This is a genomic window from Marinicella meishanensis (genome assembly GCF_019931145.1).
GTDB lineage: Bacteria > Pseudomonadota > Gammaproteobacteria > Xanthomonadales > Marinicellaceae > Marinicella > Marinicella meishanensis.
On record NZ_JAIOUV010000004.1, the window covers coordinates 369805 to 384057 of the forward strand.

Sequence of the window (14253 nt, forward strand, 5' to 3'; positions counted from 1 at the left end):
GTTTCGCTGCACACATTCATGGTGTCGCATTCAATTAGAGTAATTAATCTAAAGGCTCCGTTTTTATGGTAATCGGTTGATTTTGTTCATGGATTGGCAGAAAACACTTGACGGCTGTGTTGTTGCGTGTATACTGTGCATATTTATTATATACAGTAGGCACACAATGGATCCACACCTGATCCTCTCACAAACCGATGGTCGCCCCATGTATTTACAGATCATGGAGCAAATCAAACAATTGATTGCCGTTGGCGATTGGCAACCGGGGGCCAAAGTCCCTTCCATTCGAGAGTTGGCTGTGGCCACCCAAGTCAGTGTCATCACCGTCAAGCGGGCTTACCAGGAGTTGGAACGCGAAGGGGTGTTGATGACACAGGCCGGAGTCGGTTCCTTTGTGGCCCAAAACGAAGCACTGGGAGACCAAATCATGCGTTCAGAAATTGACAAACATTTGGCCGCCGCCTTGGCCCACGCCAAAGCGTTTGGCATCAGCACCGAGGACCTGTTACAGCGACTGCAACAGTTGGCCCAAACCCATTCAGGAGGCGATCATGAGTGAGTACGCCATTCAACTGCGCGGTGTGAGCCGCCAATACCCGCATTTTCAGCTGCAGGACATCAACTTGGCCTTGCCGACCGGTGGCATCATGGGCCTGATTGGCCCCAACGGTGCCGGCAAATCCACCTTGATCCGCATCATGATGGGCTTGGTGGGCGCCGATGCCGGTGACGTGCTGGTGCTGGGTCACCGCATACCCAATGCCCAGGTGTTGGCCAAAAATGACATTGGTTTTGCCTCCGAAGACATGCGTTTGTATAAAAACGCCACCTTACAATGGCACATGCATTGGGTGGCCAAGGTGTTCCCGGAACAATGGGATGGGGCCTATGCCCAACAACTGTTGCAGTCGTTCGACTTGATTGCCGCACAAAAAATCAAAGGCATGTCACACGGTCAACGGGTCAAGTCTGGCCTGTTGTTGATGCTGGCCCGCCACCCCCGTCTGCTGATTCTGGATGAACCCACCACCGGCTTGGATCCAGTGGCCAGAAAAGAGGTGCTGAATGAAATGATGCAGGTGCTGGCCGATGAAAGCCGCAGTGTGTTGTTCTCCTCCCACAACACCCAGGATGTGGAGCACCTGTCAGACCAGATCACCTTCATTGATCGCGGCCAATTGGTCAGCAGCAAAGACAAAGAGTCGTATCTGGAAAGTTGGCGGCGGGTGCAGGTCAAACTGCCCAGCAAAGAGGCACTGGCACCCCACCCGCAAATCACCGAAGTGATCCAACACGGTCACAGCGCCAACCTGGTGATCAAGGATTATGCACCGGACATGCTGGATCACCTGACCGCCCAAGGCGCCACCATCGGCACCGTCTCTCGCATGACCTTGGAAGAGATTTTTGTCGCCGAAGTGGAATACAAAAGAAACCAAACAGCCGCTGGAGTAAACCCATGAACACCGCCACCAACCCCATGACCACCAAACCGGGTCTGATCAAAGCCTTGGTTCGCAAAGACCTGGAGCTGAATGCCGCCCCACTGGCCTTGTATCTGGTGGTGGGTTTGATCAGCTTGTGGTTGTTGACATTTGACAGCAAAGGCCCGTTCTATGCCGGCAGTGTGCTGTTGTTGTCGATGGTCATCGTGGCCAGTGCCCACCTGGTGATCAACACCGTGACCACCGAACGCGATGACCAAACCTTGACCTTCATCATGAGTTTGCCGATCACCTTCATCCAATACACGCATGCCAAAATTTGTGCCAATTTATTGGGCTTCATGACTTTTTGGCTGATCATGTGGGCCGGCGTGATGGGGGTGATCTTCAGCCAAGCCGAAATCCCCAACGGCCTGGCCGTGTATGCCACCATTTTGTTGTTGGAGATGTTGGCGGTGTTTGTGTTGTTGTTGGGTGTTGGGCTGATCAGTGAATCGCAAACCTGGACCATTGTGGTGATGTCCTTGACCAACATTGGCTTGTCCCTGTTCATGTACTGGTTGTCCAGCGTGGCCGCGATCAAATCCCACATGGACGCCGCAGATCCGGTGTGGAATGCCACCGCCTGGACCATCATCGCCGCCGAATTGGCCTTCATTTTACTGGCTTTGGGCCTGACCTATTACGGCCAAAGCCGCAAACGAGATTTCTTATGAAGCCAAGCACCGATGCCGTGGCCGACCCGGCCATCCGTTACCATTACATGGACAACCTGCGGGCCCTGGCGATGCTCACCGGCGTGGTCTTTCATGCCAGCTTGGCCCACAGCCCGATGTTGCATTTTTTTTGGCTGACCGCCGACCAATCGGCCCCAGTGATCGACGTGTTTGCTTGGTTTTCGCACCTGTTTCGCATGCCGGTGTTCTTTTTGATCGCGGGGTTTTTTGCCACTTTTTTGCTGGAAAAAAGGGGGCTCAATCGGTTCCTCCTCAACCGCACATTGCGGGTGTTGCTGCCTTTTGTGATTTTTTTGCCCTTGGTGCTGTGGTCAATTGTCACTGGCATTGAATGGGCTGCAGACCATGTGAGCAAACCATCACCGGCTTTGTACTTCATCACCCAGCAAATGGCGGCCGACACCGAGCAACCGATCAACACCTCACACCTGTGGTTTTTGTATTACCTGTGTCTGTTTTATGTGGCTTGGTTGTTGTTGCGCGGTTTGCGCCTGGCGATGGGCGCATGGGTGCAGCACTTGATGCGGCCCTGGGTGGTGGTGTTCATCATGCCACTGCTGTTGATTCCAGCCTTTTACAGCGTCAATGCCCCCCACCCGGCACCCGAAACCCTGCAGCCCCTGCTGTGGCCTTTTGGTTTGTATGGGGTGTTTTTCCTGTTCGGAACCTGGTTGTACCACCACCAAAACTTGATTCAAGCCTTGTACCGTTATTGGCTGTGGATGCTGTTGGCTGGTTTGGGCAGTTATGTTTATTTTGCTTATCGGGTACCGGCGGCAGAAGGCACTTGGCTGATGGCCATTGCTGAGTCCTTCACCGCTTGGTACATGACCCTGGTCTGCGTGGTGGCCGGACACCGCTGGCTCAACCAACACAACCGGGTGGTGCGGTATTTTGCCGATGCGTCCTATTGGATATATCTGATCCACATCCCGGTGCTGTTTGTGGTGCAATTTGCGCTGCTGGATCTGGCCTGGAACCTGTGGTTGGAATTTTTCCTGTCCACCGTGATCACCCTGGGCATTGGTCTGTTGACTTATGCCTTGTTGGTCAGGTGGTCACCCATTGGCTGGTTGCTCAATGGCAAACGCCAGTGAATCAACCGCCGATTGACAGCCACAACAAGATCAAACCCACCGCCGCCGGCAAAGCTTGCACGAAGAGGATTTTGCGGTTGGCGGTGACGGCGCCATAAATCCCTGCGATCAACACGCAGGTCAAGAAGAACAATTTGATGTGAAAGCCAGCGGCTCCCAACCACAAACCCCAAATCAGACCGGCGGCCAAAAAGCCATTGTACAAACCTTGATTGGCGGCCAAGGTTTGACTTTGATCGGCCTGCTCCTGGGTCAAACCAAAGGCCTTCAAACCCAAAGGCTTGGTCCAAAAAAACATCTCCAGCACCATAAAGTAGAGGTGCAACAATGCCACCAACCCAATCACCCCATTCGCTGCCATCGTCATGTCATTCTCCGTCAATCAATCCATACATTTAAAGACATGCCTCGGCCCCTGTCAAATCTTAGGGCCTGTTAACACCCACTGAAAGGCGACTGCTGGATCGTATTGTTCAGCCATCAAGGCATCAGTCGTGAGGTGTGGTCACTCCACATGAACGACTGAATAACGCTGAGGGATGAAAAATACGACCCAGCCCCATGGGTTCAGACTGCAAAGGCCACACCCTGCGTTGCTCACCGCTCGATTGGAGTGGCCAAACCACGCGATTCGCGCCTTGATTGTGACCTTTGCAGCCTGCACAGTGGTCTTGCAGTGGGTGTTAACAGGCCCTAGCCAGACACACCAACATCACCCCAGCGCAGCGGCCAAGGCAACGGCCCACTGCGACCACCATACTGATTGGGCCAACGGTGCGGTGCCAAACATCACCGCGGTGATGAGCACGGTGCCCCACAACGAAACCGCATGAAAGCGACCCAATTGCAACCGGTCCCACCAAACCCAAAAAGCCATCAATACCAGGTGGGTGATGGCCGCATACAGGCCAGCCAGTTCAAGCACCCCCAAGTGATGCAAGTACAACCGGGCAAACGCGGCCTGCATCAAAGACAAGGTGCCCAGCAGCAGCAAACGCGGGTGCCATGATCGGTCACTTATCAGCAGCGCCAAAACCACACACACCGCAAACACCAACAAAGTGGCCAAGCGAAAGAAAGGCAGCTGGATGGCGTGTTGCGTCTCACCCAAAGTCAAATAATGTTGCATGAACTGGGCTTGCAACCACACCCCAGTAACCACCACCCCAGCAGCCACAATCACGCCCAACAGCCCCAAGCGCCGATGCCACCGTCGGTGATGCTTGATTTGCAGCCAGGCTTGCAGCACCATCAACGTCAACCAAGCAAAACAATACGCCGCATGAACGTGGGTCAATGCCACGGGCGATTGAAAAGTTTGCTGCCACAGCGGCTGAAAATACCCGGGCCAAAAACCCACCACGGCCAACAACCACAGGGTCAGTGACCAGCCAAAAAAACCCTGGATGGCAGTGGGCTTCATGTTAAACCGCCGCTGCGTCGGGCGACAAACTGCGGCGAAACTGTCGCTGCAACAACCACCAACTGACCACCAACTGCAGGTACACGGTGATCACCGAGGCCACCCACAATTGTTCAATCCGAAAATCCGCTTGCCGCGACAGCCAAATGGCCGGGATGGCAAAGGTCACCAACCGGGTGGCGGTGCTCCACATGGCAGGCCAGGTGTGGCCCAAGGCCTGGAACATGCCGGAGCAGGTGAAGATGAGTCCTGAGGCCATGAAGTTCAGACAGATCATGTGCAAGAAGGTGCTGGCCACGACCAAGGCTTGGGCATCATCGGCAAAACTTTGCACCAACCACATCGGCTGCGCATAGGCCACCCAGGTCAACAGCGCCATGATGCCCAAACTCATGCCGGCCGCCCAATGGAAAGTCGCCCTGACCCGGTCAAACAACCGGGCCCCGAAATTCTGGCCGGCCACCGCCGGTGCGGCAAAGGCCACGGCCATGGCCGGCAGAAACATCGATTGCATGATGCGGGAACCCAGTCCAAAACCGGCTTGGGCCACGGCCCCCAATTCACTGATGGCAAAATAGATCACCGCCATGTACAAAAACATCAGCATGAATTCACCGCCAGCCGGTAAACCAATGCCCAACATGCGACGCCACACCGACAAGCGAGGGCGCACCTTGCTGGCGGCGTATTCGACGTATTTTTCCATGCGTGAAAAATACCAGGCCAACAAAATAACTGCCACCCACACCGAAATGGTGGAAGCCAGACCAGCGCCGGCCACCCCCATCGGCGCAGCGAACCACCAGCCTTGAATCAACATCGGCGACAACACCATGTTGAGCACCGTGGTGATCAGTTGAATGACCATGGTGGGCATCACGATGCCGGTGCCCCGCAAGGCCGAACCCATGGCGATCAGGGCAAACTGCCCAGCCATGGCCGGGGTGTACCAATACAAATACGTCAACCCCTCACGGATGGTGGCAGGATCGCTTGACACGGTGTGCAAATACCAGCCACTCAAGCCATAGCCTGCGGCCAAAGTGATCAAGCCCAACAAGGCCGAGAGCAACAAGGATTGGTTGAACACCCAATTGGCGTCATCCCGATCTTTGCGGCCCACCGCATGGGCGATCAAGGTTTGGGTGCCAACCCCCAACACCTGGGTCAAGGCAATGACCAAAAACGACACGTTGCCAGCCGCACTGACGCCAGCCAATGAGGCCGGGCCCAAGTGGCCGACAAAATACAAATCCACCAGGTAATACAAGGTCTGGATCAACATGCTGATGCCAATGGGAATGGCCATCACCAAGATGTGTCGGGGGATGGAGCCTTGGGTCAGGTCTTTCATGCCACGCGCCTGTTAACTACCAAACTCATGCGGTGTGGTCGCGCTTGCTTGACCACCACAACAGCCAAGCCAAAGCCGCCAGCACCAGACCGATCAGATCGATCCAAAAAATTTTGGCCAAGCCGGCATTCAACGCCGCCACCGGCCAAGCCAAGCCCATGAATCCCAACATGGACAGGCTGGCCATGAACAAGGCGGGGGCTTGCCAGGCCGGTTTGAACAATGAGGCCAACACAAAGCCACCCAACAGACCAAACAACAAAGCCCGATGGCGCATCAAAATACCCCACTCGGCCTGGGTAAATTCAACCCCATAAGCCTGGCTCATTTGAGCCAAAGAAAACAGGCCCAAAACCGGCAAAAAGTTGATCAAGCCAACCAAGGCCAAACAGCCAAAAAAAAGTTTCTGTTTCATGATTTGTGCTCCTGATAACGGGCCACTTCGGCCACTTGCAAGCTGACTTGTTTGCGCCCCTCATCCAACCATTGGGTGGCCACCTGGCGAAAGCCAAAACACGCATGAAAAGCGGCCGATGCCTGATTCATCGGTACGCAGTTGTATTCGCAGGTAATCCGTTCAATGCCCTGGATTTTGGCCAGATGAAACAAATCTGCATACAGCCTCAGGCCCAAATGCCGACCGGCCAGAGCGGGACTGATGACGATGCGGTCAACATACCAAAAGCCCTGGTGGTGCTGTTGGAACCAGCGGTAATTGGGGCTGTCATAAGCCACGTGATCAGGCATCACCAGTAAAAAACCGGCCACTTGATCCTCAACCATGATGACCCGGTGATACACCGACCAGTCATGTAATTGCTGCAAACGGGCTGTTGCCAAAGGCGCGGTCCACTGCACCACTGCCTGGTTGAGGCGCAGGATGTCGGCAAAATCGATGGGGCCGGCAGGTCTGATGGCAGCGGTAGTCATGAAGCCATTGTAACTGATCAATGCCGCCCTGTTGTCAGGCTTTCACGGGCGCCAAGGGCTCAACCGCATCCCTGGCCCGCTGATTTCAGTCCTGTGGCCTGGACTCAGTAATAGACCTCATCCCATTGATCGATGATGTCACTGAATAAGCGACCACCCTGGTTGTCCAGGAAGCACGCATAATATCCTTTGAAGTTGTTGGCATGGTCACTGACTTCTTGATAGAAATCCGTGGTGTTGGCCGACACCAGGTAGGCGATTTGGTGGCGGTCATAACAACTTTTGAATTGTGATTCGGCCAGCGACATACAGTCCGGGTTGTCACTCAAGTAGCAGTTGTCAATCAAATCCAGGCGCAAATCCAGGGGTGATACAAACACCCGATCGAGCGTGTCCTCATAACGAAAACAGCCCACAAACTCATCTTCGATCTTCGGTTTGATGGCATCGTAGGCTTCATCCGACATGACTTCCACATCAATGTCATCCATACCGGCTTGTTCCCAACAATGGTCTACCTGATCTTCCACCGCGGCTTCACACCGGGCATTGCCCATGCAGATTTCGTCCGGTTGGTAGCCGGCAAATGCCGATGCGGTCACCAAGCCACCTATTTTCAGGAATTTAAACAAGCCAAATTTTTTGATTAATATGAACAGCACACCGACAATGCCCAACACCCAACCGCCAATGGTTTGCACCAGCTTCCACATGGCAGCTTGGTCCGTTGACTGGCCTTTTTTCCGAGCCGCTTGGCGGCTGCGATGGGTGCTTCGAGGTGGTTCTTCGGCGGCGTCTTCGTTGATGCTGCTGGGTTCATCCTCAACGCTTTTCTGAATCACCGGCTCCAGCACTTTGTCCGGTCGCCGCATGTCATTGTACGCCGGTGGTGTGGCAGGAGTGGGTGCCGCCAGGTCGGCCGCAGAATCGGCCGCCGCCTCGTCTGCAGGCGCTGATTCTTCTGCCATCGGCTCCAGTTCCCAAGCGCCGGCGGTTGGCGTCGTTGGGCTTGATTGGGATGGCGTGGCGGTTGTTTTCGGTTCAGCCGTGTTGTGGGCCTGATCCGATGGCACGGACGCCTCCGCTGATGGCGGTTGGTCATCGCTGAGCGGCGGACTGGGTTCAGTAACAGTTGGCGGCTTAACCAGGGCCGCCCGTTCCAACCGCACCACCATGCCAATGGACTCCAGCAACGACTTCATTTTGTAAGCTTTGACGTGCTCGGCACTGGACTTGACCACCACTTCGCGACCGGCCTCAATGATTTTCTTGGCTTTGGCCGGCAGCAATTTAAACCGCTGGGCAAATGCCTCAGCGACGGCATCCGACTCGAATCCATCCTGCAACTGACCGGTGTAAATGACTTTAAATTGATTCTGATCCATGAATTGATTGGCGTTGTTGAAAGCCTGAATGTAAACAATTTCCTGGGCGATGGCAAGCAGCGCGGGGCGGAACATGCCAGGACTTCCTGCTCAACAGTCCCCTGCGCAGCACACCAATGGGGTTCATTCAGGCCGCCATGGGCCAGAAATCAATAGCCAAATGCTTTGATCAAAGCTTGCAACTGGTCTTGATATGGCGCCAATTGTGCCTGGTAGTTGCGCCAACGGCTGACTGAACCTTGGTTGATGTCTTCGGCCACCTGGGCATAACTGTTGGTGCTGACCCGCGCTCGGGTGGCCAGCCGCCGATCGGTGTCCAACATCTCGGCTTGAAAAGGAATGCGCAGGAATTGACACAATTTGTCAACCACCGTTTGGGGTTGACTGACCAAGGCTTCATACTTCACCGTCATCAATTGTTGGCCCAAGTGCGGTGCCAACTGTTGCCACACCTCCATGCACTGGGCATACATATCGACCGCCTCTTCAATGCGGCTGAAATGCACAAATGCCTGGTTCGGCACATAATTCTGCATGAAGTTACTGATCACCACATCGCCTGGATGGCGCAGCATGAACACAAACCGGGCCGCTGGAAATAACTGCTGAATGAAGGCGACTTCCAGGAACCGCAACGGCAATTTGTCCAGCACCAACTGCCCAGGGCTCACTGTGGCGTGTTGTTTGAGTTGCTGCCAATACAGTTGCCGCCAATGGGACCAATCGGCAGACGCCAACCATTGCGGATCGCGGTGTTGGCCACCGGCTTGGCCGATGGCTTTGATCACCGTTTCGATGGTGGGCATTTCCTCGATGGAATGGACCTGTGAATGGACACTCAAAATGGTGTCAATCAACGTCGTGCCAGAGCGTGGAAAACCAACCAAGAAACACAAATCACTGCCCAACTCGGGGTCATCCACAGCGGTCGTTTGATTAGTCCCCTGACCCCGCAGGCGTTGCCACAAGGTGGCCTTGGGTGGCGGTTGCAGGGTCGCAATTTGTTGTCGAATGCCCGCCAAACGTTGTTCAAAGGCCGTCGCGTCAACCGCTTGAAACCGGGGGCTTTGCCGGGCCAATTCGTTGGCTTGCCGATAAGCTTGCCATGCCGCTTCATAATCACCACTGTGATCGGCGATGGCGCCCCGTTCAAACCAATATTCGGTGGCTTTGCGCACCGGCAAGGCCGCCACCTGTATTTGCTCCAGTTTGGCCAATGCCGCGGCAAATTGTTTGTTGCGTTTGTCGATCCTGGCCGCATCGATTAAGGCCGTGGGATGCTGTGGATCCAGCGCCAAAGCCTTGGCATTGGCCTGTTCTGCTGCGGCCAACTGGTTGGTTTTTTCATACACATCACACAACTCACACCAGGCATCGATTTCATTCGGATCCAAGGACAGGGCATGCTGCAAACAGCGGATGGCTTGCTCCGATTGTTGCATTTCATTCAACAGCACCCCTTTGTAGCTGTAGACCATGGCCAAATCAGGGTCCAAATCCATGGCCCGGTCATAGCATTCGATGGCTTTTTCCAGCTGGCCCAACACATGCCAGGCCAAACCTTGGTTGACCCAGGCCAAGGTGTGCTGCGGATTGATTTTCAGCAACTGATCAAACGTCTTTAAGGCACCTTCATGCTGCTCCATCACCGATTGGGTGATGGCCCAATTGTACCAAGCCGATTGGTAACCGCCTTGACATTCAATGGCTTTTTGGTAATGACTGACCGCTTCATCCATGACACCCAAAGCCCGCCGTGTGTGACCCAGGTTGTGCCAGGCTTGGGCATAATAGGGGTCCAAACGGATGGCCGTTTTGAACGACTTGATGGCTTTACCAGACTGGCCTGAGTTTTGCAGGGCCCGCCCCAAGTGGTTGTAAGCCGTGGCCAAATCACCTTGGCGCTGCAGGGCCTGCTCTGCCAGTGACACCGCGGCGGTGAGGTCTTGCTGGATCAATGCCAGAATCGAAGCCGACACCAACCCTTCGGCCGAATCTGTTGATGCCATGGTTTGCAACAAAGGCATGGCTTTTTCCACGTCATTTTCGCCAATGTACAACTCCCGCAACTGCACCTGGCTGGCTTCATCATGGGGTTGTGCGGTCAACTGCGCTATGGCCTGTTGGGTTTCACCTTGGGCCAACAGTTGGGCCGCTGACTGAGACTTTTTGGGGTCACTCATGGGTTGTCGGTCAATGATAATGGGGCCATTATACAAGCCTTGCATGGCCTTGTGCTGATTGGCTTGAATTGTGAATTGCTTCTCAATCTGCTCAGCTGTTGCAAAAAAAAACCACGAAATTCAAGACAAAGCCACCTTCCCTCGCTAACATGAATGGGGTGTATTAACCGAGCTGACCAATGAAATCAGCCTTTTTGGGGAAAAATCATGAAGAAAATTTCAACCTTTTGTCTGTTGGTCTGCAGCCATGTGGCCCTGGCCAAAAACCTGTTCATTCAGACCGAACAACTCAACCACCAACAATTACCTGAAACTGAACGATCGGCGATGTTGGCACAAGTGAACGAAGCCATGTTGGCCGAAGGGTCGAAGCAGTTTGACTTGCAATTACCCAACGGCATGCAAGTCACAGCGGTGACAGATCGCGTCAAGCACCACGGCAAAAATCGTTTCAGTTGGTTTGGTCACCTGCTGGGACAGCCCGAAGAGCAACTGTTCATCAGCGTGGTCAGTGGCCACTATGCCGGCTCCTTGTACACCAAATCTGGCACCTTTGAATTCAGTTCGGCTGACCAACAAGTGATGCGCATCGCGGAATTGGAAACCACCGCCTTTCCCGACTGCGATGGTGAGGAACCAGCCGCTTGGTCTCAGGCCAAACAACAAGGCGTGCCAACAGTCAAAAGTGGTGGCACCATTGAATTTGATGTGATGGTGCTGTACACCCCGCAAGCGCGCGCCGGTGCCGGCGGCACCTTGGCCATTGAGGCCACGGCCCAAGCAGCGGTTGACGCCATGAACCTGTCATTCAGCAACAGCAATGTGGACGCCGAGGGCACCATGACCCACACCCAAATACTTGGCTACAACGACACCGGCAACTCTTCAACCGATTTGTCTTGGTTACAAGGCGACAGTTATGTGGATGAACTGCGCACCGCTTATGGGGCCGACATGGTGGCCATGTTGGTGGAGTCCATGGGTGGCTGTGGCCGGGGCTATGTGATGCGCACCCCAGGCGCCGGGTTTGCCGATTTTGCAGTGCAGGTCACGCGGCGCAGTTGCGCGGTTGGCAACCTGTCATTTGCCCATGAATTCGGTCACAACATGGGCCTGGAACACAACCCTGAAGACTCCAGTGCGACCAGTGCCACCGCTTCCTATCCATGGTCTTTTGGTCATTATCACAACGGTGAGTACCGCACCGTGATGTCCTATTCGGCCCAGTGTGCCAGCGGCTGCACCCGGCGGCAGTATTTTTCCAATCCCAATGTGCAGTTCAATGGCCTGGATACCGGCGTTGCCAACACCCGTGACAATGCCCGCTCCTTGGACTTGACTGCCAGCATCGTTTCGGCATTTCAAGTGCCGGCCAATGACACCATTTTTGAAGACAGTGTCGAATAAACCGTTACTGCACAACCCAGGATCGCCTCGACTGGCGATCCTGGGTCCATCATCAACATGGATCCATTGGAAAATTTACTGATCAAACACGGCCTCAAAGTCAAAGCTTTGCTGCTGCTGTTGGCCCAGGCTATACCCGCATGCAACGCCTCGACCCTGCATGACTTGATCAACCTCATGCGGCTTTGAGCGCAGACCAGGCGATTCAGTGCGCTGCTTATTGGCCAACCAACGCCGCTGATCTGGCCTCACAAGCCGCGATGTTATCGGCGGCCACCCGCTGAATGGGAAATGTCCCGGCATATGTCGAGTCGTTGAATTCATAGCTGACTTGCCCAAAGGTACAATCTTCAAACTCAATGGTCAGGCTGCCCACCAGCTGCGTGTCCACCATGGCTGGGTCATCAAACACCCCACCGGTTGAGTTGTACAAAGTCAACTCCACCACTTGGTCATCACCCACGGCACCGGAAGCGGTGAACCACCGATGCGCCGCATCACCCAGTGCCTTGGTGCCGGTGTCGTCATCCGCATAGGTATACCAAGCGGCAAAAAACACATCGCTGTCGGGGTACACATCGAGCATGAAGCCCTGACCGCCGGTGTTGGGATTGATCCAGGCCCCGGCAAAACCACTGTGCAAAGCAAAGTTGTCTACCCGCTCATCACAAGACGACTCGATGGCCCCCACCATCACGCCCAATCGGTAGATGTCTGTGGTGAAGGTCAGTTGGCCATCATTTTGATCAACCAATGCAAATGCCGTATAAATGCCCGAGGTAGACAACACATACTGGTAGAGCCGACCAAACTTTCGGTCGAATGTGAGGTTGAACAATCCATTATCGGAGTTGACTCCCATGGTGCCCACATAGGAGGCACTGCCATCTTGTTTGTAAACTTCATACAAGCTTTTACTGGCTGAATCGACCCCAAACATTTTGCCATCACACGTCGCTGCGATGTCGTGCAAATCAGGTGCCGTTGATTGCGATCCCACCAAACTCAACGCACCCGTGGATAAGTCACACGTGTACAGGCTAGCAAAAGTGTCATGGTTTTGATCATCAGTGGCAATGACATAACAAGTGTTGCCTTCATCGATCGTCATGCCTTGGATTGATTGACCTGAACCCAAGCCAATTAGACCACCTAATTCAGTCACTGCTGCGGTCATCGGATCGATGCTCAACAGGTTCTTTTGTTCGGTTCGACTGATGGCATACAGTTGTGTTCCATCGGCACTCCAAGCCATTGCCAGAGGACGCTTATCATCTTCTGTCTGAGAGCCAACAAAAACCCGGTTTTCAATGTCATCCATTGCATGGCGATAGGCGGCGTAGGGTTCTCTGGTGCCATCACTGTTGATGTATCCTTTCACATCAACCACAAAGGCTCGGCGGTTGTCATTGGATTGAACTATTCCACCGTCGATTGCCTGAGTCAAGACTTGATCGCTGTTGGCTTGCTTTGTGTTGAAGGCAAAATCTTCGATTTGATGAGCTGTGCTGATGTTTATCCACGACAATAGACACGCTGCCACTAAAAGCTTGGGTGAACGATTCATGATTTATCTCCTTATAAAATGTGGTTGACGATACTCGCCTGAATAATCCATGTGGGTCTGAAGCCCGCCTGTGAATTATGACAAAATGTAAATTAAAATGACAGGAAATTCTGTGATTTCTACCAAGCCAATCCAATTTAAGATACAGCTGAGTCGAAATCACCTGACCCGGTTCGTCTCAAACACAACTAACTGAGGAGAAATTTTATGAATCAATGGTTTATGGTCGTCTTGTTGCTTATTCCCAACTTGGCCTGGGGCAAGGTCCCCAAAACCGAACACACCTTTGGTCTGGCTGCAGGGGCCGATCGTCCCGCTGCCAGCATTGAACAAGTGGCCTGGTTGGCTGGATCCTGGCAAGGCACGGCTTTTGGTCAACAATTTGAAGAAGTGTGGAACCCACCCAGTGCCGGCACCATGGTCGGCATGTTCAAGCTGTACAGTGCCGATAAGGGGGTGAATTTTTATGAGATCATGCTGATCACCCCACAGGACAACAGCCTGTCATTGCTGGTCAAACATTTCACTGCCGATTTTGTCAGCTGGGAAAGCAAAGAGGACCATGTGAATTTTAAATTGGTGGCCATTGAAGACGACGCCATTCACTTTTCTGGTTTGAGCTTTTACCGCATCAATGATCAGGAAATGCACGCCTATCTGGCCATGCGCAAAAGCGACGGCAGCGTGAAAGAAGAAAAACTGTTGTTCAAACGGTTGTGACT

The 14253-nt window shown here is 53.8% G+C and carries 15 protein-coding genes; 7 read left to right on the forward strand and 8 right to left on the reverse strand.

Annotation, left to right across the window (positions count from 1 at the left end; genetic code table 11):
- Positions 1-166: 166 nt before the first annotated feature.
- The 4 genes from K7G70_RS08910 to K7G70_RS08925 are packed head-to-tail and all read left to right on the forward strand — an operon-like array spanning position 167 to position 3282.
- A complete protein-coding gene (locus K7G70_RS08910) occupies positions 167-562 on the forward strand; it encodes a GntR family transcriptional regulator (protein WP_223788276.1) in 396 nt (131 codons plus the stop codon).
- Entirely contained in the window at positions 555-1466 is a 912-nt protein-coding gene (locus K7G70_RS08915) for an ABC transporter ATP-binding protein (RefSeq protein ID WP_223788277.1), read from the forward strand. Before K7G70_RS08910 ends, K7G70_RS08915 begins: the two co-directional genes overlap by 8 nt.
- The gene (locus K7G70_RS08920) at positions 1463-2164 is read left to right on the forward strand and encodes a hypothetical protein (protein ID WP_223788278.1); all 702 of its coding nucleotides are present in this window, start codon (positions 1463-1465) and stop codon (positions 2162-2164) included. Before K7G70_RS08915 ends, K7G70_RS08920 begins: the two co-directional genes overlap by 4 nt.
- The gene (locus tag K7G70_RS08925; protein ID WP_223788279.1) at positions 2161-3282 is read left to right on the forward strand and encodes an acyltransferase family protein; all 1122 of its coding nucleotides are present in this window, start codon (positions 2161-2163) and stop codon (positions 3280-3282) included. Before K7G70_RS08920 ends, K7G70_RS08925 begins: the two co-directional genes overlap by 4 nt.
- Position 3283: 1 nt before the next feature.
- Here K7G70_RS08925 and K7G70_RS08930 read toward each other — a convergent pair whose 3' ends face one another.
- The 7 genes from K7G70_RS08930 to K7G70_RS08960 form a co-directional block, all read right to left on the reverse strand.
- On the reverse strand, positions 3284-3649 hold the full coding sequence (locus K7G70_RS08930) for a DUF1304 domain-containing protein (protein ID WP_255589927.1): 366 nt from the start codon (positions 3647-3649) through the stop codon (positions 3284-3286).
- A 345-nt stretch (positions 3650-3994) separates the two neighbouring features.
- Complete coding sequence (locus K7G70_RS08935; protein ID WP_223788280.1) at positions 3995-4705, reverse strand: hypothetical protein; 711 nt, start codon at positions 4703-4705, stop codon at positions 3995-3997.
- Position 4706: 1 nt separating this feature from the next.
- Positions 4707-6059: an MATE family efflux transporter gene (locus tag K7G70_RS08940; protein ID WP_223788281.1), complete on the reverse strand. Its 1353-nt coding sequence runs from the start codon at positions 6057-6059 to the stop codon at positions 4707-4709.
- 25 nt (positions 6060-6084) lie between these two features.
- A complete protein-coding gene (locus tag K7G70_RS08945; RefSeq protein WP_223788282.1) occupies positions 6085-6474 on the reverse strand; it encodes a hypothetical protein in 390 nt (129 codons plus the stop codon).
- A complete protein-coding gene (locus K7G70_RS08950) occupies positions 6471-6989 on the reverse strand; it encodes a GNAT family N-acetyltransferase (protein ID WP_223788283.1) in 519 nt (172 codons plus the stop codon). Before K7G70_RS08950 ends, K7G70_RS08945 begins: the two co-directional genes overlap by 4 nt.
- A gap of 104 nt (positions 6990-7093) precedes the next feature.
- Complete coding sequence (locus K7G70_RS08955; RefSeq protein WP_223788284.1) at positions 7094-8449, reverse strand: RAD23 family protein; 1356 nt, start codon at positions 8447-8449, stop codon at positions 7094-7096.
- A 74-nt stretch (positions 8450-8523) separates the two neighbouring features.
- Entirely contained in the window at positions 8524-10557 is a 2034-nt protein-coding gene (locus tag K7G70_RS08960; protein ID WP_223788285.1) for a tetratricopeptide repeat-containing sulfotransferase family protein, read from the reverse strand.
- A 207-nt stretch (positions 10558-10764) separates the two neighbouring features.
- Here K7G70_RS08960 and K7G70_RS08965 point away from each other — a divergent pair, with 207 nt between their 5' ends.
- Complete coding sequence (locus tag K7G70_RS08965) at positions 10765-11964, forward strand: M12 family metallo-peptidase (RefSeq protein ID WP_223788286.1); 1200 nt, start codon at positions 10765-10767, stop codon at positions 11962-11964.
- 57 nt (positions 11965-12021) lie between these two features.
- A complete protein-coding gene (locus K7G70_RS17900; protein WP_255589928.1) occupies positions 12022-12153 on the forward strand; it encodes a hypothetical protein in 132 nt (43 codons plus the stop codon).
- A gap of 28 nt (positions 12154-12181) precedes the next feature.
- Here the strand turns inward: K7G70_RS17900 and K7G70_RS08970 are convergent, their stop codons facing one another.
- Entirely contained in the window at positions 12182-13531 is a 1350-nt protein-coding gene (locus K7G70_RS08970; protein ID WP_223788287.1) for a hypothetical protein, read from the reverse strand.
- 207 nt (positions 13532-13738) lie between these two features.
- Here K7G70_RS08970 and K7G70_RS08975 point away from each other — a divergent pair, with 207 nt between their 5' ends.
- The gene (locus K7G70_RS08975) at positions 13739-14251 is read left to right on the forward strand and encodes a DUF6265 family protein (RefSeq protein ID WP_223788288.1); all 513 of its coding nucleotides are present in this window, start codon (positions 13739-13741) and stop codon (positions 14249-14251) included.
- Positions 14252-14253 lie beyond the last annotated feature (2 nt).